The following is a 20820-nucleotide window of genomic DNA, read 5'->3' as shown; positions in this document are numbered from 1 at the left end:
AAGCGCCCGCTGGCGAACTCCCCTGCATCAATACGACTGTGCAGCGCGGCTGCAATTACGTCCGCCGTTTTCGACGACATCTATAAAGCCTCATTTTGGGGCGAAGCTGCACTATGACAGTTCGATGACAATTCAGTGACAAGCTATGCCCGACATCATTGCGCTCCAGCATGGCATGTGGATTTGCTCGCCACACCACATTTCACCGCTGTAGTCATAAAACCTTCATATGCAAAGGCTACATTGGCTCGGTTCTTGCTGGACTAGACCAAGATGTCCCTCAACTTACACCGGGAGCAACTGAGATGAAAGCGTTAATCGCCTCTGTAGTAGCCAGTGCCGTACTGCTTGCGCTGCCCGCCGCGCAAGCTGCCGACAACGATCTTGCCGCGCTGGAAAAAGCCGCGCGCAGCGAAGGTCAAATCAACAGTGTCGGCATGCCAGATAGCTGGGCCAACTGGAAAGACACATGGAATGACATCAGCAGCAAATATGGCCTGAAGCACAGCGATACCGATATGTCTTCGGCGCAGGAACTGGCGAAATTTGCCGCAGAGAAAGAGAACGCCAGCGCCGATATCGGTGACGTGGGTGCCGCTTTCGGTCCTGTTGCGGTCGCGAAAGGTCTGGCTCAGCCTTATAAGCCAACACACTGGGATCAGGTCCCGGATTGGGCGAAAGACAAAGAAGGTAACTGGATGCTGGCTTATACCGGCACCATCGCTTTCCTGGTCGACAAACAGCAGGTTAAAGATGTGCCGCACAGCTGGGCCGATCTGAAGAAAGGTAAGTATGTGGTCACTATCGGTGACGTAGGCGTGGCTGCTCAGGCTGCCAACGGCGTGCTGGCGGCCAACTATGCGCTGGGCGGTGATGAAAAGAACCTGAAACCGGCACTCGGTTTCTTTGCTGATCTCGCCAAACAGGGCCGCCTGGGCGTGACCGATCCGGTGATTGCCAACATCGAAAAAGGCGAAATCCAGGTTGCTGTGGTGTGGGACTTTAATGGCCTGAACTATCGCGATCAGATCGACAAAAACCGCTATGAAGTGGTGATCCCGTCTGACGGCTCCGTGACCTCTGGTTACACCACCATCATCAACAAATACGCCAAACACCCGAACGCCGCCAAACTGGCGCGTGAATATATCTTCTCTGATGCTGGCCAGACCAACCTGGCGAAAGGTTATGCACGCCCGATTCGCGCGCAATACCTGACGCTGCCAGCAGACGTGCAGGCCAAATTGCTGCCGCAGTCTGAATATAAAAATGCCCGCCCGATCAAAGACCAGGCTGCCTGGGACAAAACGTCAAAAGCGCTGCCGCGTCTGTGGCAGGAGAACGTAATCATCAATATGCAGCAGTAAGGAGAAGGGGATGAAAACGATCCTGGTGGTACTGGATGGGTTGAGCAATCAGGTCGCACAACATGCGATGGGCTACCTGTTTGCCGAATGCGCGCAGGGCAACGGTCAATATTACACGCTGACCTGCGAACTGCCGTCACTGTCGCGCCCGCTGTATGAATGCATTCTCACCGGTATCACGCCGGTGCGCAGCGGTATTATTCATAACGGTGTCAGCCGGTTGAGTAAAGAGCGCAGCATCTTCCATTACGCGCGCGCCGCCGGTTTAACCACCGCTGCCGCTGCCTACCACTGGGTGAGTGAACTCTATAACCAAACCCCCTTCAATGCAGCGCGCGACCGGCATACGGTCGCGCCTGATCTGCCCATTCAATATGGGCACTTTTACTGGGACGACGGCTATCCGGATTCCCATCTGTTTGAAGACGCGGAAAGCCTGCGTCTGCGTCATGACCCTGACTTTTTGTTGATCCACCCGATGAACATCGATGATGCCGGGCACAAACATAGCCTGTCATCGCCACAGTACCGCAACCGCGCACGCATGGCTGATGGTTATCTGTCGCACTGGATGCCGGGCTGGCTGGCCGCCGGTTATCAGGTGATTGTCACTGCCGATCACGGCATGAACGATGACCGTTCGCACGGCGGCATTTTGCCGGAAGAGACCCATGTCCCGCTGTTTGTGTTTGGTGAGGGCTTCTCAAAGCAGCCAGATCTGGAACCACAACAAACGGAGCTGTGCGGTATCGTCTGCACCCTGCTGGGCGTTGAGCATGATAAACCGGTCTGCAGCGGCCTGCTGGCGGAGCCGCGTCATGAAGGGTAAAGGCCTCGCGCTACTGCTGTTGCTGCCCTTTGCCCTGTTCTGGGTAGCATTCCAGCTCGCGCCCTTGCTGTGGATCGCCATCAACAGCTTCTGGAGCGACATGAATGAAGCCTGGGGGCTGGATAATTACACCGATATCCTGACCTCACCCTTCTATTTACAGGCGTTTCGCCTGTCGCTGGATATCTCCATCTGGTCGAGCATTTATGGTTTGCTGATTGCGCTGGTTGCCGGTTATTCGCTGCATCAGCTGGGCAGCGGACGTTTTCAGCGCTTTTTGATGTCGTTTACCAACATGACCAGCAACTTCGCCGGCGTCCCGCTGGCGTTTGCCTTTGTCATTTTGCTGGGCCTGAACGGCTGCCTGACGCTGCTGCTGCGCCACTACAATTTGCTGGAAAGCTTCAAACTGTTCTCGCGCGACGGCATGGTGATTGTTTACACCTGGTTCCAGATCCCGCTCGGTATTCTGTTGCTGTATCCGGCCTTTGATGGCCTGCGTCAGGACTGGCAGGAATCCGCTGCACTGCTGGGGGCCAGCCGCTGGCGCTACTGGTGGCATATCGGCCTGCCGATTCTGTTCCCGGCCCTGCTCGGCACTTTTGTGATTCTGCTGGCAAACGCCCTTGGCGCGTATGCCACCATTTATGCACTCACCACCGGTAACTTTAACGTGGTGCCGGTGCGTATTGCCGCGCTGGTATCGGGCGATATCTCGCTTGATCCCAACACCGGCGGCGCGCTGGCGATGCTGCTGGTGCTGCTGATGGCGCTGATTACGGTGGTGCAGCAATATCTGGTGCGCCGCAGTTATCTCAACGCTAAACCGTCCTGAGGAGCGGCCCATGTCTCGCGTAGAAAAAGTCTATCACCGCCTGATTGTCTGGCTGCTGCTGATTATCCTGGCCACGCCGCTGATCGCGACCTTGCTGTATGCGCTCTCCTCAGAATGGAGCGATACCATTCTGCCGCAGGGCTACACGCTAAAGTGGTTCTTTGAATTGTGGAGCGACAGCCGGTTCCTGACCGCGCTCGGCCACTCGCTGCTGATTTGCTTTGGCGCGTTGCTATTCTCGTTAGTGCTGGTACTGCCTGCGATGTTTGTGATCGCTTACTATTTTCCGAAGCTGGACGCGGTGATGAACGTGCTGATCCTGATGCCGTTTGCCGTACCACCGGTGGTCTCGTCAGTGGGTTTATTGCAGCTGTACTCATCATCGCCGCTGATGCTGACCGGTACACCGTGGATTCTGGTGGGGTGTTACTTCACCATCGCGCTGCCGTTTATCTATCGCGCCATCTCCAACAATATGCAGGCCATCAACTTGCGTGAGTTGATTGATGCCGCACACCTGCTCGGTGCCAGCACCTGGCAGGCCGCGCTGTTTGTGGTGCTGCCCAACCTGCGCAAAGGGGTGTTCATTGCCGTGCTGCTCTCCTTCTCTTTCCTGATAGGTGAGTTTGTCTTCGCTAACCTGCTGGTCGGCACCCGCTATGAAACCTTACAGGTTTATCTCTACAACATGCGCAATGGCAGCGGCCATTTCACCAGCGCACTGGTGATCTCCTATTTTGTTGTCGTCCTGCTGGTCACCTGGCTGGCGAACGCCCTCAATCCTGAACGAGGCTGACCATGAGTTATCTGAACGTCACAGAGCTGAATAAAAGCTACGGCCCAACCACCATTTTCGAAAATATCGATTTCAGCGCTGATGAGGGCGAATTTGTCACCCTGCTCGGCCCGAGCGGCTGCGGCAAATCCACGCTGCTGCGCTGTATCGCCGGATTGACCTCGGTCGATAGCGGCAAGATTTTGTTGCAGGGTCAGGATATCGTGCCGCTGCCACCGCAGAAGCGCACCATCGGCATGGTGTTTCAGAGCTATGCGCTGTTCCCGAATATGACGGTAGAAAAGAACGTCTCGTTTGGTCTGAAGATGCAGAAACTGGCCGCGAGTGAGATCCAGCAACGGGTGATGGAAGCACTGGCGCTGGTCGAACTGACCGATTTCGCTCGCCGCTACCCGCATCAGCTGTCCGGCGGCCAGTGTCAGCGCGTGGCGCTGGCACGTTCACTGGTGACACGTCCACGCTTGCTGTTGCTGGATGAACCGCTGTCGGCGCTGGATGCGCGTATCCGCCGTCATTTGCGCGAGCAGATCCGTAATATTCAGCAGGAACTGAAGCTCACCACCATTTTCGTCACCCACGATCAGGAAGAAGCGCTGACGCTCTCCGACCGTATCGTGCTGATGAATCGCGGTAAAATTGTGCAGAACGGCAACGCCGAAGCCTTATATACCCAGCCCGCCGATCTGTTTGCTGCCGGTTTTATCGGCAACTACAACCTGCTGAGTGCCGAGCAGGCAACTCAGCTGACAGGACAAACCTTCAGCGGCCAGGTGGCAATTCGTCCGGAATCGATCCTGATCTGCGCCCCTGAAGCCGGGATTCGCGCCACCATTCTCAGCCATAGCCTGCTGGGCAACGTCATCCGTTATCGTGTGCTGGCGCACAATGTCGAGCTTTCAGTTGATGTTTTGAACCGTAGCGTCGCTGATTTACACCCCACCGGGATGCAGATTGGGCTACAGTTAGAGATGTCGACGTTGCGCCAGGTCGCTTAAATTACAGGAAAAATTGGCAACGCAGCGCGGCATTACCTTGTACAGGTTGCGCTCTCCGTCAGGCTCGCAGCCTGCTGTTAAAGCCTGACGGTTAAGGAGCCTGCTTACGTGTTAACCCTGTTAAACCTTTTGTCTGCCGTGGCCCTGCTGGTATGGGGCACCCACATTGTCCGTACCGGGATTATGCGGGTCTACGGTGCCGACTTACGCCGCGTACTCAGTCGCAGCGTGGAAAAAAAACCGATGGCATTTCTCGCCGGTATCGGCGTCACTGCGCTGGTTCAGAGCAGCAATGCCACCACCCTGCTAGTCACCTCGTTTGTCGCCCAGAACCTCGTCAGCCTGACACCCGCCCTGGTGGTGGTACTCGGCGCGGACGTCGGTACGGCGATCATGGCGCGAATCCTGACCTTCGATCTCTCCTGGCTCTCGCCGCTGTTTATTCTGTTTGGTGTGATCGCGTTCCTCAGCCGCAAGCAGATGCGCATCGGCCAGTTGGGACGTGCCAGCATTGGTCTCGGGTTGATTCTGCTGGCATTGCAGCTGATTGTGGCGGCAGCCCGCCCGATCACCCAGGCGGCGGGCGTACATGTGCTGTTCGCCACCCTGACGGGCGACGTGATGCTGGATGCCCTGATTGGTGCGGTATTCGCCATCATTAGTTACTCCAGCCTTGCCGCCGTACTGATTACCGCGACCCTCACAGCTACCGGAGTGATCTCCTTTAAAGTGGCGCTGTGTCTGGTGATTGGTGCCAACCTCGGCAGCGGCCTGCTGGCGATGATTAACGCCAGCGGCTCCAATGCGGCGGGTAAACGCGTGGCGCTCGGCAGCCTGCTGTTCAAACTGATCGGCTGCGTTGCCATCCTGCCGTTCGTCAATCCGATCGCCGATATACTGGATAAGCTGCCAGTGCATGATGAAGAACTGGTGATCTTCTTCCATGTTTTCTACAACCTGATTCGTTGTCTGGTGATGGTGCCGTTCGCTGAACCGATGGCGCGCCTCTGCCACCGGATGATCAGCGATGACACGGAAATCGATGCCCGCCTGAAACCGAAACACCTCGACAGCAGCGCCCTCGACACCCCGGCGCTGGCGCTGGTTAATGCGGCGCGTGAAACGCTGCGTATCGGTGATGTGGTTGAACAGATGGTGGAGACCTTCAGCAAAGTGGTGCATGGCGACCTGCGCGAAGAGCGCGCGGTGCGCAGGCTGGACGATGACGTCGACGTGCTGTACACCGCCATCAAACTCTACCTGGCGCGCATGCCGAAAGAGGATTTGCCGGAAGAGGATTCGCGCCGCTGGGCTGAGATCATTGAGATGGCACTGAACCTGGAACAGGCGGGAGATATCATCGAACGCATGAGCGCTGACGTGGCGGATAAAGCGCTGGCCGCGCGTCGGGCCTTCTCACCCGAAGGGCTGGAGGAGCTGGAGACTCTGCAGGAACAGGTGCTGAATAACCTGCGACTCAGCCTGTCGGTATTTTTGTCACACGATGTCGCCAGCGCCAAACGTCTGCGCCGCTCCAAGCATCGCTTCCGGATTCTGATTCGTCGTTTTTCCCATGCCCACGTCGAACGTCTGCACCAGCAAAATGTGCAAAGCATCGAAACCAGTTCGCTGCACCTTGGCCTGCTGGGGGATATGAAGCGTCTGAACTCGTTGTTCTGTGCCGTGGCTTACACGGTGCTGGAGCAGCCGGATGACGATCGGGATGATGAATAAAACCGCGCGATAAATCGCGCCGCTACCGATCTCTGCGATTAGTAGCGGCGCAATTTATTGCGCATGGTTGTTATGACAACAGGGTAAACGCAATCATGCCGACAATCGCGCCAGTGGTGCCGAGGATGGTTTCCATCATTGTCCAGGTCTTCAGCGTCTCGCCTTCGGAAGCGCCGGTGAAGCGGCCAAACAACCAGAAACCAGCATCATTGACGTGGCTGATAATGATGGAGCCACCGCCGATACAAATTGACAGCGCCGCCAGCTGCGCGCCGCTGTAATGCAGCGGTTCGATCACCGGCATCACCAGGCCGACGGTGGTCAGACAGGCGACCGTTGCCGATCCCTGAATCACACGTACCGCACCCGAAAGGATAAAGCAGGCCAGCGCAATCGGCAGGCCCGCACCAATCAGCGCATGACCCAGCACCGGGCCAACCCCGGAATCCACCAGCACCTGCTTGAACACGCCACCGGCACCGATCACCAGCAGAATGATCCCCGCAGGTTGCAGTGCGCTGCCGCACACCTGCATCACCTTCTCTTTATCCATGCCCTGGCGATATGCCAGACCATAGATCGCCACCAGACAGGCCAACAGAATCGCGGTAAACGGGTGGCCGATAAACTCCAGCCACTGGTACAGACTTGTGCCCGGCGTGGTGAAACGTGCGCCAATGGTTTTCAGTCCCACCAGCAGCAGCGGGAACAGGATCAGCGACAGACTGAAGCCAAACGATGGCAGTTTGCCCTCTTCCACATCCGGCTGATGATCCTCCGGCGGCGAGCTAAAGGTCACACGCTTAGCGATCAAATTGCCAAACAGCGGACCGGCGATCAGCATGCCAGGGATAGCGGCACACAGGCCCAGCAAAATCATCCAGCCAAAATCAGCGTGCATCTGTGATGCAAGCAACATTGGAGCTGGCCCTGGCAGCAGGAACGCGGCAGACGCCGCCACCCCGGCAAACAGCGGGATCACCAGCTTCACCAGGTTGTCGCCAGTACGACGCGCCACAGCAAAGGCAATGCTGATCAACAGCACCACCGCCACTTCGAAGAACAGCGGCAGCGCACAGATCAACCCGGCAATGCCCATCGCGTAATGCGCGCGGCTTTCACCAAAGGTTTTCAGCATGCGGATGGCAATCTGATCGACCGCGCCGGTTTCATGCAGGATTTTGCCGAACATCGCGCCCAGCGCCACCACAATCGCGAGGAAACCAAGCGTACCGCCCATGCCTTTCTGCATGGTATCGGCAATTTTGTCGAGCGGCATACCGGAGAACAAACCGGCACCAATAGACACTAACATCAGAGCGACAAAGGCGTGCATACGCGCTTTCATCACCAAAAACAGCAGCAGCAGGACAGAGCCTGCTGCAGTTAACACCAGCGTTGCGGTACTCATGACTAACCCTTGTTGATTGCTCCCTTGATGGTCGCAACCGTGGCCGCAACTACCTCATCCAGTGAATGATTAATATCAACCACCAGTACATCGGGTTCGTTCGCGCCGGGTTCTTCCAGCGTGGCAAACTGCGTTACCAGCATCTGTGGTTTGAAGAAGTGGCCTTTGCGGGCTTTCAGGCGTGATTCGATGGTTTCAAAATCACCCTTTAGATAGACAAATTTCAGGTTGTGGTTGCCCTGACGCAGAATGTCGCGATAGGACTTTTTCAACGCTGAGCAAACAATGATGGAGACTGCCTGAGTGCGCTGCATGGCAAAGGCGGCATCGTTCAGCGCCTGTAACCACGGGCGACGATCGTTGTCATCCAGTGGATGGCCTTCGGCCATTTTCATGATGTTGCTGCGTGGATGCAGAAAGTCACCGTCGAGAAAGGCGGTGTTAAGTTGGTGTGAAACCTGATTGGCGACGGCAGACTTTCCGCTGCCGGACACACCCATCAGGATAAAAACATGGTGCGACGGGGATGGCGTTGTCATTTTTTTGCGCTCCGGCAGTGATTTCTGCCAATGTTACCGATAACAAATTCGATCATCATTGTCGGCACCCGGTCACAGGCTGGCAACCCTTTTACCGGGAAAAGCACGAAAGTGTGAACTGACTCAAAAAATCGCCAGAATCAGATGCTGCCGCCTTCGGCAATTTCAAAGCCGACATCCAGCGGTGCGGTGACGGAACGATCGCCGCCAATGCGCGCCAGCAGCATTGCCGCAGACTCCCGTCCCATACGCTCACGCGGAGTCAGCACCGTCGCCAGACGCGGATTTACCACCTGGGTGATATCGTGACCGTGGAAACCGGCGATCGCCATCTGGTCAGGCACACGCAATCCCTGACGCTGACACTCAAACATCGCGCCGACGGCAAGGTCATCGTTGGTACAGAACAGGCTGTCCGTCTGCGGATAGCGTTTTTGTGCCTCACGCAGCAGCAAGGATCCGGCGCTGAACGATGAAGCATCTTCCATCATCACGCTGTGTGGCGTTAACCCTGCTTCACGCATGGCCTGCTCATAGCCCTGCTGTTTCTGCAGAGTACGCTCATCAAGGCGTGCACCGAGATAAACAGTGTGGCGATGGCCTTTTTTCAGAATAGCGTGAGTCATCTGGCGCGCAGCTTCGACGTTATTAAAGCCGACAGCCATATCGAGGCACGGCGAGACCGAGTCCATCATTTCGATCACCGGAATACCCGCCACTTCCAGCATCCGCAGCGTCCCCGGCGTATGGCTGCGCTCCGTCAGAATCACCCCATCGATGTTCCATCCCAGCAGCGAACGCAGTTGCAGCTCTTCTTTCTGCGCGTTGTAGCCGAAGTGCGCCACCAGCGTCTGATAACCCGCCTCATCAGTGACGGTTTCGATGCCGCGCAGCACGTCAGCAAAGACCTGGTTGGTGAGTGACGGTAGCAATACGCCGATAGCGCGGCTGGTGGCGTTGGAGAGCATGTCGGGCGCGCGGTTCGGGATATAACCCAGTTCATCCAGCGCGATGGCGATTTTGTCGCGCAGCGCAGCGGAGACCTGTTCAGGATTGCGCAGGTAGCGGCTGACAGTCATTTTTGTGATGCCGATGCGATCGGCAACGTCCTGTAGTACCGGTCTTTTCTTCTTCATCGTAAGCGCCTGAGGTCAGAGATACGCTGAGTCTATCATTAAATTGTCATACGTTTGTAAACGGGGCGCAGGAAGCGGGATCGGTGCCGGATGTCGGAAAAAAGGCAAAAAAAAAGCCAGCACCCGAGCTGGCTAAGTAATACTGGAAGCAATGTGAGCAATGTCGTGCTTTCCCGGTTTGTCAGGAGGACTTCCCGGGACCGCATCGCAATAATAATCATTATCATTCTCGTCTGTAAAGCTCTTTCGCGAATTATTTTCCATTGACGCCACACATAAAATCCTTGATGTTAAAGGGGATTTTTCCATTTTGCATAAGGAGCCGCACCATGAGTCTCGTCACTGTCCGTCACACCACACCCGCTGATGCCGCCGCGTTGTTCCAGCTGTATAGCCACGCAGAAACCCAGGCGAATACCTTGCATCTGCCGCTGCAATCACCAGCACTGTGGCAGGAACGACTGCAAACGACGCGTCCGGGTGAGCAACGGCTGGTGGCCTGCATTGATGGGCAGATCGTGGGGCAACTGACGCTCAGCGTGCTGGAGCAGGCGCGCCGTCGCCATACCGCGACTCTGGGGATGGGTGTTGATCCGGCGTTTCATCGTCGTGGTGTGGGGTCTGCGCTGATGGCGGCGATGGTGGATCTTTGCGACAACTGGTTGCAGGTGACACGCATTGAACTGACGGTGTTTGCCGACAATAGAGCCGCGATTGGGTTATATCAGAAGTTTGGTTTTGAAATTGAGGGCACCGCTCGCCGCCACGCGATGCGTAACGGCGAGCTGGTAGATACCCATTATATGGCGCGGTTAAAAGGGTAAAACCGCCCCATATACCTTCCGTAGCGGCGCGATTTATCGCGCGGGTTTTATAAAAAAGCGCGATAAATCGCGCCGCTACGGATGTTAAAACTTAATACCCCGCACTCAAATCATCCACCGAACGCGGATCTGACGCGCCATAACGCGTGCCATCCGGCCCAATCATAATGCTTTGCGTGCTGCCCATCGCGGGTAGCACCTTCACATGCTGCCCTTTGTTCTCCAGCAGACGCAAAGTATCCGGGCTGAAGCCCTTCTCCACGCGCAACTGATCCGGCAACCACTGATGATGGAAACGCGGCGCATTGGTCGCTTCTGCGACATTCATACCAAAATCGATGCTGTTAACCACCATTTGCAGCACAGTGGTGATAATACGGCTGCCCCCCGGACTACCGGTCACCAGCCAGGTTTTCCCGTCTTTCACCACGATGGTCGGCGACATCGAGGAAAGCGGGCGTTTGGCTGGCTGCACTGCGTTAGCGTCACCACCCACTAAGCCATACATATTCGGCGTGCCCGGTTTAGCGGAGAAATCATCCATTTCGTTGTTCATCAGGATGCCACTCTGGCCCGCGACGATACCGCTGCCAAAATAGGTATTCAGGGTGTAGGTCACCGCCACCGCGTTACCGTCTTTATCCACTACCGAGAAGTGAGTGGTTTGGTTGCTTTCATACGGCTCCAGCTTGCCCGGTTTGATCTCGCTTGATGGACGCGCTTTGTTGATGTCGATCTGCTGCGCCAGCGATTTCGCATAGGCTTTGCTGGTCAGTGCCTGCTGCGGTACTTTGACGAAATCCGGGTCGCCGAGATATTCCGAACGGTCGGCATAGGCATATTTTTCCGCCTCAGCCATCACCTGCATCGCATCCGCGCTACCGAAACCCATTTTTGCCAGGTCGAAATTTTCCAGGATATTGAGGATCTCAATAATGTGGATGCCGCCGGAGGACGGTGGCGGCATTGAAAACACTTCATAGCCACGATAGCTGCCGCTCACCGGTTTACGCTCGACAGCCCGATAAGCCGCGAGATCGGCCTTGCCAATCAGGCCGCCGTGTTGCGCCATTTCTCCAGCAATTTCGTCGGCGATTTTACCTTTATAAAAAGCGTCTGGTCCCTGCTGGGCAATCAGTTGCAGGCTGTGCGCGAGGTTTTTCTGCACCAGACGATCGCCTTGCTGGTAAGGCTGGCCGTCTGCTTTATAGAAAATGGCACGGCTATTGTCATGATTGATCAGATTCTCTTTGCCATAGGTGGCCAGATCGTCTGCCAGCGCATCATTGACGATGATACCGTTACGCGCCAGTTTGATCGCTGGAGCCAGCAAGGTGCTTAACGGCAGCGTGCCATATTTCTGCACGGCCAGTGCAAAACCGGCGACGGTGCCCGGCGTGCCGGAGGCCAGGTGGGAAGTGAGTGATAACTTACTGTCGGCATTGCCCTGCTTGTCGAGGAACATATTGCGTGAGGCGCGTGCCGGGGCCATTTCACGAAAGTCGATGGCGGTGGTGTGGCCGGAAGCGGTACGCAGCAGCATAAATCCGCCACCGCCGAGGTTACCGGCCTGCGGATGGGTCACCGCCAGTGCAAAACCGACCGCCACGGCGGCATCGACTGCATTACCGCCCTGCCTGAGAATCTGCACCCCCACTTCCGTGGCCGTCGCATCCACCGATGCCACCATGCCGTGTTTCGCCTTCACCGGATGAAAGGTGTCGCTATCCACACCGTAAGAAACCGGTGGCGCGCTTCCCGCTGCCGCCTGCGCGCCCTGTACCAGGGTAAAACTCATCAACAACGCCCAGCTAAACCGGCGCACACTGCCTTGTATCCCCATGCCGCTACCATCCTTTTCAGTTGTTTACATTTGTTATCATTGATGCAAGTGTTTACAAACACTGAAAAAAGATTAGCAGCTTCGCTAAATTCGGCGCACTCCTGGATAGCGACTTTTTAATATCGCATAAACTTATGATTACCGCGTTGGTGCCTGAAAGGCACCAGTGGCACACAGCACGGCGGTATTAATGGAGGAATGACCATGAAAAAATGGCTAATCGTTTTCGCGGCCCTGCTGCCGTTAAGCGGCATGGCGAATATGCTGAATAATACCAATGAACCGTTCAAACCCGGCTATAACCCGAGCCAGCAACGGATGCAGACGCAGATGCAAATTCAGCAGCAACAGGAGAAGCTGAAACTGCAACAGGATCAGCAACAGCAGAAACAGGATTTGCAGCGCAAAATGCAGGAACATCGTGATAGCGCCCAGCAGCGTGTCATCAAAACGCAGCCGGGCCAGCAGAACACCAATTAACGGAAGTCAGGGCCGATAATGTCGATGCGGTCGGTACAGATCGCATCGACACCCCAGCTCAGCAGCTCGCGCGCCCGTTCGGGCTGATTCACGGTATACACCAGAATGTGCAGACCCGCCGCCTTCAGCTGCGCGGTACGTTCGGCGTCCAGCAACTTATGGTTGAGATGTATCGACACGCAATCGAGGCTCGCCGTCAGCGCCTGCCAGTCGTCATGCCAGCTATCCAGCAGTAAACCTCGCGGCAGTTCCGGTACCGCCTGCATGGCGGCTTCCAGCGCATCATACGAGAAGGATGACAACAGTGGCGCAGTTTGCCCCTGCCACAGATCGCGTGCGGCTAACGCCACATCACGCCCGGTTTGCACCTCTTTGCCAGTGGTCGGTTTGATTTCAATATTCGCCATCATTTGATGCTGACGACAGCGTGCTGCCACATCACTCAGCAACGCCAGGGGTTCACCGGCAAACTTGTTGCTAAACCAGCTGCCAGCATCCAGCTGCGCCAGCTTGTCCCATGGCAGATCGCCCGCCACCCCCCAGCCATTACTGGTACGATCCAGCGTGTCGTCATGTAACAGGAAAATCTGCCGATCGTCGGAGAGTTTGGCGTCAAACTCAATCATCTGATGGCGATAATGCGCGCCCATATCAATGGCGGCGAGGGTATTTTCCGGGGCCAGTTTCCCGCCGCCACGATGGGCAACGATGTGCGGATAAGGCCAGTTGTGCTTACTCATTCCAGACGCTTTCCATGGGTTGAATCGAAGAAATGTAACGCATTCGCCGGGAGTTGCAGCCACAGGGTGCTGCCCGCCTGCGGACGTTCGCTGTGCGGCAAACGTACCACCAATCGCGCGTCACCGATACGACCATGCGCCAGATTATCGGCACCGAGCATTTCCAGCGTCTCCACCACCAGCGGAATGCCCCCCTCTTCGCGGCTGCTGAGCTGGATATGTTCCGGGCGAATACCCAGCGTCAGGGGGCGGTTGGCCCATTTCGCTTTGCTTTCTCCCAGCGGCAGCGCATGCAGTGCATCAAGATTGAAACGCGTGCCGTCGCTGTTGATTTGCCCCGGCAGCAGGTTCATCGCCGGTGCACCAATAAAGGCGGCAACAAACTGGCTGGCGGGACGCTCGTACACTTCAACTGGCGTGCCCAGCTGCTCAACGACCCCTTTGTTCATCACCATCACCCGTTGTGCCAGCGTCATCGCTTCGACCTGATCGTGGGTAACGTACAGACTGGTGGTTTGCAGACGGCGATGCAGCTGCTGCAACTCCAGACGCATCTGCACACGCAGGCGGGCATCGAGGTTCGACAAAGGTTCATCGAACAGGAATACCGCCGGTTCACGCACGATCGCGCGTCCCATCGCCACACGCTGGCGCTGGCCGCCGGACAGCTCGCGCGGACGACGCGTCAGCAGGTGATCCAGCTCCAGGCTGCGCGCCGCTTCCAGCACGCGCTGCCGAATCTGCTCTTTGCCCATACCACGGATTTTCAGGCCATAAGCCATATTCTCTTCCACCGTCATATGCGGATAGAGCGCGTAGTTCTGGAACACCATGGCAATGCCACGATCTTTCGGTTCGAGGTCAGTCACGCGTTTGTCGTCAATATAAATATCGCCGGAGGTGACGCGCTCCAGCCCGGCAACCATCCGCAGCAGCGTCGATTTACCGCAGCCGGAAGGGCCCACCATCACCATAAATTCACCGTCATTGATGGTGATATTCAGCGGCTGAATGATCTGATTTTTGCCGTCATACGATTTGGTGACGGTCTGAAGGGTTACGCCTGCCATTTTATTTCTCACTCTCCACCAGGCCACGCACAAAGGCACGCTGCATGACTAAAACCACCACCACTGGTGGGATCAGGGTTAATAACATTGCCGCCATCACTTCGTTCCACTGCGTCGGTCCGCCGCTGGTGTTGATCATACTTTTCACCCCCGCCACCGCGGTACCCAGGCTGGCGTCATTGATAATCAGCAGCGGCCACAGGTACTGGTTCCAGCCGTAGATAAAGGTGATCACGAACAGCGCCGCCAGATTGGTTTTCGACAGCGGCAGCACGATATCCCAGAAGAAACGCATCGGGCTGGCACCGTCGATGCGCGCCGCTTCAATCAATTCATCCGGCAGTGACATAAAGAACTGGCGAAACAGGAAGGTGGCAGTGGCAGACGCCATCAGCGGCAGTGTCAGACCGCTGTAGCTGTCGAGCATGTGCAACGTCGAAATCACTTCCACCGTCGGGAAGATACGCACTTCTACCGGCAGCATCAGGGTGATGAAAATCAGCCAGAAAAACAGCGAGCGCAGCGGAAAGCGGAACCACACCAGCGCAAACGCCGACAGCATCGAGACGGCGATTTTTCCCACGGTAATGCCGAGCGCCATCACCAGGCTGTTGAACAGCATCAGGCCAAAGGCCGGGCCGCTGCCGTTAACGCCCTGGGTCCAGATGCGGGAAATGTTGTCCCATAAATGCGTGCCCGGGATCAGCGTCATCGGCACCTGATACACCGCGTTGTTATCCAGCGTGGCCGCGACAAAGGCGACATACAGCGGAAACAGAATGGTCAGCACGCCCAGCACCAATAGCGTGTGGCTGAAGATATCCAGCCCGCGTCGGTTCTCAATCATTGGTATTGCACCTTACGCTCGACAAAGCGGAATTGCAGGATAGTCAGGCCAATCACCAGCAACATCAGTACTACCGATTGCGCCGCCGACGAGGAGAGATCCAGCCCGGTAAAACCTTCGCGATAAATTTTATAAATCAGCGTGGTGGTGGCCTGCACCGGGCCACCGCCGGTCGCCGCATCGATCACCGGGAAGGTATCGAAGAAGGCGTACACCAGGTTGACCACCAGCAGGAAAAAACTCACCGGGGTGATCAGCGGCAGAGACAGGTTAAAGAAACGGCGCACCGGTCCGGCTCCGTCAATCGCCGCCGCTTCCACCAGCGATTTGGGGATCGATTGCAGCGCGGCAAAGAAAAACAGGAAGTTGTAGCTCATCTGCTGCCAGATCGACGCCAGTACAATCAGGAACATCGCCTGACCACTGTTCTGCGCGTAGTTCCAGTCGTAACCGATTTGGTTCAGGAGATGGCTGAACAGACCGAGCCCAGGGTTAAACAGGAACATCCACAGCACCGCCGCCACTACCGGAGCCACCGCATACGGCAGCAACAGCAGGGTTTGATACAGCTTCTTCAGCCGCACCACATAATCCACCAACGCCGCCAGCAGTAACGAAAACAGCATGCCACATACCGTCACCAGCGCACTGAACTCAATGGTGGTCCAGAATGACGCCAGGTAATATTCATCGTTAAACAGGCGACGGAAGTTATCCAGCCCTACAAAGGTGCTGGTGATGCCAAAGGGATCAAGGTTTTGCAGCGAATACCACAGCGCTTCACCTGCTGGCCACAAAAAGAAGATGGCGGTAATCACCAGCTGTGGCAGCACCAGCAAATAAGGTAACAAACGGGAGCGGAATACGGGGCGTGATGAGGACATAGCAGACTCGGTCAGGCAAAAAGATCGGGGCAGATCGCGCAGATCTGCCCCGTTACGGCGGTTACTTCACCTGCTGCTCAAAACGGCGCAGCAATTCGTTTCCGCGTTTCACTGAGTTATCCAGCGCTGCCTGCGGTGACTGTTTGCCAGTCCACACGCCTTCCAGCTCCTCGTCCACGATGGTACGAATCTGCGGCATGTTGCCCAGACGCATCCCTTTGGTAAACGGCAACGGATCTTTGTTCAGCATCTGACGCGTCGCAATGTCTGCGCCCGGGTTCTTGTCATAGAAGCCCTGCTGTTTGGTCAGCTCATAAGCTGCGGTGGTGATCGGCAGATAACCGGTTTTCTGGTGCCATTCCGCTGCGATTTCCGGCTGGGCCAGGAACTGCATAAACTCCGCGACACCTTTGTAGGTGTTGGCATCTTTGCCTTTCATCACCCACAGGCTGGCACCACCGATGATGGCGTTCTGCGGTGCGTTCGGTACGGTGGAGTCATACGGCATCATGCCGACACCAAAGTTGAATTTGGCGTAATGCTTGATATCCGCCAGTGAACCGGAAGAGGCAGTAGTGATGCCGCAATCGCCGTTATAGAACTTGGCGGTTGATTCATCTTTACGACCAAAGTAGGTGAAATCACCCTTCTTGTTCATATCTTCCAGCATCTGGATATGGCGAACCTGTACCGGCTTGTTGAATTCCAGCACCGCGTCTGTGCCGTCAAAACCGTTGTTTTTGGTCGCCACTGGCAGAGCATGCCAGGCGCTGAAGTTTTCAATCTGAATCCAGCCCTGCCAGCCGCTGGCGTAACCACAGGTCATGCCTGCTTTACGCAGCGCATCGGCGTCTTTCGCCAGTTCCTGCCAGGTTTTCGGCGGCTGATCCGGGTTCAGACCGGCTTTTTTGAAGGCATCTTTGTTGTAGTACAGCACTGGAGTCGAGCTGTTAAACGGCTGAGAGATCAGATGGCCGCTGGAATCGCTGTAGTAGCCCGCCACAGTTGGGACGAACTGTTTTTCATCGAACGCGATACCGGAATCCTGGAAGACCTGATGTACCGGTACAATGGCTTTCGATGCCATCATGGTCGCGGTACCCACTTCATACACCTGCAAAATGGCCGGTGCTTTGCCGGTACGTACTGCTGCAATCCCCGCCGCCAGGCTCTGTTCATAGTTGCCTTTGTAGACCGGGACGATTTTGTAGTCTGGGTGAGCCTGGTTAAAACGTTGTGCCAGAGAATCAACTTCTTTGCCTAACTCGCCTTCCATGGAGTGCCAGAAAGGAATTTCGGTCGCAGCCAGCGCATTACCGCTGAGCGCCAGACCGAGCAGGGCACTCATCAGGCGGGGACGAAGCGTAAAAGCGGACATAAAGTTTTCCTGTGCTGTTTTAGATACGCGCGAAATCACGCATTTTTTGTTCGCGAAGTAACATGACACGGGAAAATGACGGAAAAATAACAGGTTAATGACGGAAGTGTGACAGGGGGATGGTCGTGTAGCGGCGCGATTTATCGCGCGCCGTTTGTTCCGTAGGGTGGCAAAAAAGCAGCGCGATAAATCGCGCTGCTACGGGTCAGGCGCCTAAATAGGCACTCCGTACTGCCTCATTGGACAACAACGCTTCGCCGGTATCCTCCAACACCACATGCCCGTTCTCCAGCACGTAGCCACGGTCGGCCAGTTTCAGCGCCTGGTTGGCGTTCTGCTCCACAAGGAAGATGGTCATCCCTTCTTTACGCAGCTGTTCGATGGTGTCGAAAATCTGCTGAATGATGATCGGCGCGAGGCCCAGTGAGGGCTCATCCAGCAACAGCAGACGCGGCTGGCTCATCAGCGCACGGCCAATTGCCAGCATCTGCTGCTCACCGCCCGACATGGTGCCTGCACGCTGCACCTTACGCTCTGCCAGACGTGGGAACAGATCATAAACGCGTTCAATGCGCTCCTGATACTGGCTACGGCTGGCAAAGAAGCCGCCCATCGCCAGGTTCTCTTCCACCGTCATGCGCGAAAACACCCGCCGCCCTTCCGGCACGATGGCGATCGCCTCGCGCATAATGCGCGCGGTTTGCCAGTCGGTAATGGTTTTGCCATCAAAAGTGATGGCACCCGAGGTGGCGCGCGGCTCGCCGCACAACGTGCCGAGCAGCGTGGTTTTACCCGCGCCGTTGGCACCGATCAGGGTGACAATCTCTCCCTGATTGATATACAGGCTGACGTTATGCAGCGCCTGGATTTTGCCGTAATGGGCGCTGACGTTTTCAATGGTTAACATCGGGTTGGCCATATCACGCCTCTCCTAAATAGGCACGGATCACATCCGGGTTGTTACGAATCTCTTCCGGCGTGCCATTGGCCAGCGGCGTTCCCTGATTGACCACGTAGATGCGATCAGAAATCCCCATCACCAGCTTCATATCATGTTCGATCAACAACACCGACACCTTATGCTCCCCACGCAGTTCCGCGATCAGCTCGTCCAGTTCGTGTGTCTCTTTCGGGTTAAGACCGGCGGCAGGCTCATCCAGCATCAGGATTTCCGGACGCGTCACCATACAGCGCGCAATCTCCAGCCGACGCTGCTGACCATAAGCCAGGTTACCCGCCTGACGGTTCGCCAGCTCCAACAGGCCGATACGCTCCAGCCAGGTGGCGGCTCGATCCAGGGCTTCGCTTTCGCCTTTGCGGAACGCCGGCGTCTTAAATAACCCGGAGAACACGCCACTTTTCAGATGCTGATGTTGCGCTACCAGCAGGTTTTCAATCACCGTCATCTCGCGGAACAGGCGCACATGCTGGAAGGTACGCACAATGCCCATGCGCGCAATTTTCTGCCCCGGTAACCCGGCCAGATTCTGATCGCGCAATTTGATGCTGCCGCCGGTAGGTTTGTAGAAACCGGTCAGACAGTTGAACACCGTGGTTTTACCGGCACCATTCGGGCCAATCAGCGACACGATTTCCTGCTCGCGCAGTTCCAGCGCCACGTTGTTCACCGCCAGCAGGCCACCAAAGCGCATCATCAGGCCTTCTACCGCTAATAAAGGCTGACTCATGCCTGCTCTCCCGCTTTACCCTGTTTCAATTTCAGATGCGGACGTTTCATTGGCAGCAGACCCTGCGGACGCCAAATCATCATCAGCACCATTAAGCCGCCCAGCACCAGCATGCTGTATTCATTCAGATCGCGCATCAGCTCGCGCGACACCACCAGCAGCACCGCCGCGAGGATCACGGCAAACTGCGATCCCATCCCCCCCAGCACCACAATCGCCAGCACAAACGCCGACTCGACAAAGGTGAAGGATTCCGGGCTGACAAAGCCCTGGCGCGCGGCGAACAACGTACCGGCAAACCCAGCGAAGGCAGCACTGATGGTGAACGCCGTCAGCTTGATACGCGTCGGGCTGAGGCCGAGGGAACGACAGGCGATTTCATCCTCGCGCAGCGCTTCCCAGGCACGTCCGAGCGGCATGCGCAGCAGACGGTTGATGATAACCAGCGTCAGCACCACCAGCAGCAGCGCGACCAGATAGAGGAAAATAACGCGGTCATTCGGGTCGTATTTCAGACCAAACACCTCATGGAAGGTGCTCCAGCCGCCTTCGCTGACCTTGCGGCCAAATTCCAGGCCAAAGAAGGTCGGTTTCGGGATCTGCGCGATGCCATTCGGACCACCGGTAATGGCGGTGTTGTTCAGCAGCAGGATACGCACAATCTCGCCAAAGCCGAGGGTGACAATCGCCAGATAGTCGCCGCGCAGACGCAGCACCGGGAAGCCGAGCAGCAAACCAAACGCACCGGCCACCAGCCCCGCCAGCGGCAGGCTCTGCCAGAAACCAAAACCGTAGTAGTGGTTCAGCAAAGCGAAGGTGTAAGCACCGATGGCATAGAAGCCGCCGTAGCCCAGCACCAGCAAGCCAGACAGCCCCACCACCACGTTAAGGCCCAGCCCCAACATCACGTAGATCAATGTCAGGGTGGCGATATCCACACTGCCGCGCGACACCAGGAACGGCCAGATCACCGCCGCGACGATAAACAGCGCCATCACCAGCTTTTGCTTCGGCGTTGAACCATCAAAGCCCGGCAGTACCAGCCCGTTTCCGCCACGTTTCAACACGCCCTGGAATAACGGACGCAACAGCTGGAACAAAAACACCACGCCGCAACCGACAAAAATCCAGTTCCAGCGCACCGTTCCGGCATTCGACACCACCAGTTTGGTGCCATCAAGATCAAGGCGCATGCCCATAAAAAAGGTGGCAAGCACCAGCAACATCACCGTAGAGATAACGGCATTAACCAGACCGAGGCGCTTCATACTTTTTCCACCTCCGGACGGCCAAGGATGCCGGTCGGCATTACCAGCAGCACCACAATCAGCAGCGCAAAGGAAACCACATCTTTATATTCGGTGGAGAGATAGGCCGACGTCAGCGCTTCGGCAATGCCCAGCACCAGGCCGCCAATCATCGCT

The 20820-nt window shown here is 56.4% G+C and carries 20 protein-coding genes and 1 pseudogene; 8 read left to right on the top strand and 13 right to left on the bottom strand.

The window, feature by feature from the left end; all coding sequences use genetic code 11:
* Window positions 1-305 precede the first annotated feature (305 nt).
* The 6 genes from PW844_RS03350 to PW844_RS03325 all read left to right on the top strand — a co-directional run bounded on the left by PW844_RS03350 (window position 306) and on the right by PW844_RS03325 (window position 6556).
* Window positions 306-1367 (top strand): ABC transporter substrate-binding protein, encoded by a 1062-nt coding sequence (locus PW844_RS03350; protein WP_084871822.1) that lies wholly within the window; start codon window positions 306-308, stop codon window positions 1365-1367.
* 10 nt (window positions 1368-1377) lie between these two features.
* Window positions 1378-2196: an alkaline phosphatase family protein gene (locus tag PW844_RS03345; protein ID WP_299447240.1), complete on the top strand. Its 819-nt coding sequence runs from the start codon at window positions 1378-1380 to the stop codon at window positions 2194-2196.
* Complete coding sequence (locus PW844_RS03340; RefSeq protein ID WP_084871820.1) at window positions 2186-3031, top strand: ABC transporter permease subunit; 846 nt, start codon at window positions 2186-2188, stop codon at window positions 3029-3031. The genes PW844_RS03345 and PW844_RS03340 overlap by 11 nt, the downstream gene beginning before the upstream one ends.
* A gap of 10 nt (window positions 3032-3041) precedes the next feature.
* Window positions 3042-3827, top strand: coding sequence for an ABC transporter permease (locus tag PW844_RS03335; RefSeq protein ID WP_299447235.1), 786 nt, complete (start codon window positions 3042-3044; stop codon window positions 3825-3827).
* 2 nt (window positions 3828-3829) lie between these two features.
* The gene (locus tag PW844_RS03330) at window positions 3830-4822 is read left to right on the top strand and encodes an ABC transporter ATP-binding protein (RefSeq protein ID WP_299447232.1); all 993 of its coding nucleotides are present in this window, start codon (window positions 3830-3832) and stop codon (window positions 4820-4822) included.
* Between the two features lie 108 nt (window positions 4823-4930).
* Window positions 4931-6556 (top strand): Na/Pi cotransporter family protein, encoded by a 1626-nt coding sequence (locus PW844_RS03325; RefSeq protein WP_299447229.1) that lies wholly within the window; start codon window positions 4931-4933, stop codon window positions 6554-6556.
* Between the two features lie 70 nt (window positions 6557-6626).
* Here the strand turns inward: PW844_RS03325 and gntU are convergent, their stop codons facing one another.
* From gntU to gntR, 3 genes are all read right to left on the bottom strand, one after another.
* Window positions 6627-7967, bottom strand: coding sequence for a gluconate transporter (gene gntU / locus PW844_RS03320; RefSeq protein ID WP_299447227.1), 1341 nt, complete (start codon window positions 7965-7967; stop codon window positions 6627-6629).
* Window positions 7968-7969: 2 nt separating this feature from the next.
* Window positions 7970-8506, bottom strand: a complete 537-nt coding sequence (gene gntK, locus PW844_RS03315) for a gluconokinase (RefSeq protein ID WP_084871815.1) — start codon at window positions 8504-8506, stop codon at window positions 7970-7972.
* A gap of 140 nt (window positions 8507-8646) precedes the next feature.
* The gene (gntR, locus tag PW844_RS03310; RefSeq protein ID WP_299447223.1) at window positions 8647-9642 is read right to left on the bottom strand and encodes a gluconate operon transcriptional repressor GntR; all 996 of its coding nucleotides are present in this window, start codon (window positions 9640-9642) and stop codon (window positions 8647-8649) included.
* A 329-nt stretch (window positions 9643-9971) separates the two neighbouring features.
* Between gntR and PW844_RS03305 the strand changes: the two genes are divergently transcribed.
* Window positions 9972-10466, top strand: coding sequence for a GNAT family N-acetyltransferase (locus PW844_RS03305; RefSeq protein ID WP_299447220.1), 495 nt, complete (start codon window positions 9972-9974; stop codon window positions 10464-10466).
* A 91-nt stretch (window positions 10467-10557) separates the two neighbouring features.
* On the opposite strand, the gene ggt is transcribed toward PW844_RS03305, so the two are convergent.
* On the bottom strand, window positions 10558-12309 hold the full coding sequence (gene ggt / locus PW844_RS03300; RefSeq protein WP_299447217.1) for a gamma-glutamyltransferase: 1752 nt from the start codon (window positions 12307-12309) through the stop codon (window positions 10558-10560).
* Window positions 12310-12513: 204 nt separating this feature from the next.
* On the opposite strand from ggt, the gene PW844_RS03295 reads away from it, so the two are divergent.
* The gene (locus tag PW844_RS03295; RefSeq protein ID WP_299447214.1) at window positions 12514-12789 is read left to right on the top strand and encodes a DUF2756 domain-containing protein; all 276 of its coding nucleotides are present in this window, start codon (window positions 12514-12516) and stop codon (window positions 12787-12789) included.
* On the opposite strand, the gene ugpQ is transcribed toward PW844_RS03295, so the two are convergent.
* The 9 genes and pseudogenes from ugpQ to PW844_RS03250 form a co-directional block, all read right to left on the bottom strand.
* Window positions 12786-13529: a glycerophosphodiester phosphodiesterase gene (ugpQ, locus tag PW844_RS03290; RefSeq protein ID WP_299447211.1), complete on the bottom strand. Its 744-nt coding sequence runs from the start codon at window positions 13527-13529 to the stop codon at window positions 12786-12788. The two genes, PW844_RS03295 and ugpQ, sit on opposite strands and share 4 nt — an antisense overlap.
* Window positions 13526-14599 carry a sn-glycerol-3-phosphate import ATP-binding protein UgpC gene (locus tag PW844_RS03285; protein WP_299447208.1) on the bottom strand — a complete coding sequence of 358 codons (1074 nt, stop codon included), beginning with the start codon at window positions 14597-14599 and terminating at the stop codon, window positions 13526-13528. Before PW844_RS03285 ends, ugpQ begins: the two co-directional genes overlap by 4 nt.
* 1 nt (window position 14600) lies before the next feature.
* Window positions 14601-15446 carry a sn-glycerol-3-phosphate ABC transporter permease UgpE gene (ugpE, locus tag PW844_RS03280; RefSeq protein WP_299447205.1) on the bottom strand — a complete coding sequence of 282 codons (846 nt, stop codon included), beginning with the start codon at window positions 15444-15446 and terminating at the stop codon, window positions 14601-14603.
* Window positions 15443-16330 carry a sn-glycerol-3-phosphate ABC transporter permease UgpA gene (ugpA, locus tag PW844_RS03275; RefSeq protein WP_208713668.1) on the bottom strand — a complete coding sequence of 296 codons (888 nt, stop codon included), beginning with the start codon at window positions 16328-16330 and terminating at the stop codon, window positions 15443-15445. The genes ugpE and ugpA overlap by 4 nt, the downstream gene beginning before the upstream one ends.
* A 61-nt stretch (window positions 16331-16391) precedes the next feature.
* A complete protein-coding gene (gene ugpB / locus PW844_RS03270; protein WP_299447199.1) occupies window positions 16392-17708 on the bottom strand; it encodes a sn-glycerol-3-phosphate ABC transporter substrate-binding protein UgpB in 1317 nt (438 codons plus the stop codon).
* Window positions 17709-17913: 205 nt separating this feature from the next.
* Window positions 17914-18627 (bottom strand): high-affinity branched-chain amino acid ABC transporter ATP-binding protein LivF, encoded by a 714-nt coding sequence (gene livF / locus PW844_RS03265; protein ID WP_084871805.1) that lies wholly within the window; start codon window positions 18625-18627, stop codon window positions 17914-17916.
* Between the two features lies 1 nt (window position 18628).
* Window positions 18629-19396: a high-affinity branched-chain amino acid ABC transporter ATP-binding protein LivG gene (livG, locus tag PW844_RS03260; protein ID WP_299447195.1), complete on the bottom strand. Its 768-nt coding sequence runs from the start codon at window positions 19394-19396 to the stop codon at window positions 18629-18631.
* Window positions 19393-20664: a high-affinity branched-chain amino acid ABC transporter permease LivM gene (locus tag PW844_RS03255; protein ID WP_299447192.1), complete on the bottom strand. Its 1272-nt coding sequence runs from the start codon at window positions 20662-20664 to the stop codon at window positions 19393-19395. The genes livG and PW844_RS03255 overlap by 4 nt, the downstream gene beginning before the upstream one ends.
* Window positions 20661-20820: pseudogene (locus PW844_RS03250) on the bottom strand (branched-chain amino acid ABC transporter permease LivH); the annotation flags it as partial. The pseudogene PW844_RS03250 and the gene PW844_RS03255, both read right to left, overlap by 4 nt.

The organism is Pantoea sp. (genome assembly GCF_028283705.1).
GTDB lineage: Bacteria > Pseudomonadota > Gammaproteobacteria > Enterobacterales > Enterobacteriaceae > Pantoea.
Note: the sequence above shows the minus strand (reverse complement) of the source record. Positions and strands in the feature narration are given on the sequence as shown.

Excerpts from the sequence above, each read along its gene's own strand:
- PW844_RS03350 (WP_084871822.1), top strand. The coding sequence starts at position 306 with ATGAAAGCGTTAATCGCCTCTGTAGTAGCCAGTGCCGTACTGCTTGCG.
- PW844_RS03345 (WP_299447240.1), top strand. The coding sequence starts at position 1,378 with ATGAAAACGATCCTGGTGGTACTGGATGGGTTGAGCAATCAGGTCGCA.
- PW844_RS03340 (WP_084871820.1), top strand. The coding sequence starts at position 2,186 with ATGAAGGGTAAAGGCCTCGCGCTACTGCTGTTGCTGCCCTTTGCCCTG.
- PW844_RS03335 (WP_299447235.1), top strand. The coding sequence starts at position 3,042 with ATGTCTCGCGTAGAAAAAGTCTATCACCGCCTGATTGTCTGGCTGCTG.
- PW844_RS03330 (WP_299447232.1), top strand. The coding sequence starts at position 3,830 with ATGAGTTATCTGAACGTCACAGAGCTGAATAAAAGCTACGGCCCAACC.
- gntU (WP_299447227.1), bottom strand. The coding sequence starts at position 7,967 with ATGAGTACCGCAACGCTGGTGTTAACTGCAGCAGGCTCTGTCCTGCTG.
- gntK (WP_084871815.1), bottom strand. The coding sequence starts at position 8,506 with ATGACAACGCCATCCCCGTCGCACCATGTTTTTATCCTGATGGGTGTG.
- gntR (WP_299447223.1), bottom strand. The coding sequence starts at position 9,642 with ATGAAGAAGAAAAGACCGGTACTACAGGACGTTGCCGATCGCATCGGC.
- PW844_RS03305 (WP_299447220.1), top strand. The coding sequence starts at position 9,972 with ATGAGTCTCGTCACTGTCCGTCACACCACACCCGCTGATGCCGCCGCG.
- ggt (WP_299447217.1), bottom strand. The coding sequence starts at position 12,309 with ATGGGGATACAAGGCAGTGTGCGCCGGTTTAGCTGGGCGTTGTTGATG.
- PW844_RS03295 (WP_299447214.1), top strand. The coding sequence starts at position 12,514 with ATGAAAAAATGGCTAATCGTTTTCGCGGCCCTGCTGCCGTTAAGCGGC.
- ugpQ (WP_299447211.1), bottom strand. The coding sequence starts at position 13,529 with ATGAGTAAGCACAACTGGCCTTATCCGCACATCGTTGCCCATCGTGGC.
- PW844_RS03285 (WP_299447208.1), bottom strand. The coding sequence starts at position 14,599 with ATGGCAGGCGTAACCCTTCAGACCGTCACCAAATCGTATGACGGCAAA.
- ugpE (WP_299447205.1), bottom strand. The coding sequence starts at position 15,446 with ATGATTGAGAACCGACGCGGGCTGGATATCTTCAGCCACACGCTATTG.
- ugpA (WP_208713668.1), bottom strand. The coding sequence starts at position 16,330 with ATGTCCTCATCACGCCCCGTATTCCGCTCCCGTTTGTTACCTTATTTG.
- ugpB (WP_299447199.1), bottom strand. The coding sequence starts at position 17,708 with ATGTCCGCTTTTACGCTTCGTCCCCGCCTGATGAGTGCCCTGCTCGGT.
- livF (WP_084871805.1), bottom strand. The coding sequence starts at position 18,627 with ATGGCCAACCCGATGTTAACCATTGAAAACGTCAGCGCCCATTACGGC.
- livG (WP_299447195.1), bottom strand. The coding sequence starts at position 19,396 with ATGAGTCAGCCTTTATTAGCGGTAGAAGGCCTGATGATGCGCTTTGGT.
- PW844_RS03255 (WP_299447192.1), bottom strand. The coding sequence starts at position 20,664 with ATGAAGCGCCTCGGTCTGGTTAATGCCGTTATCTCTACGGTGATGTTG.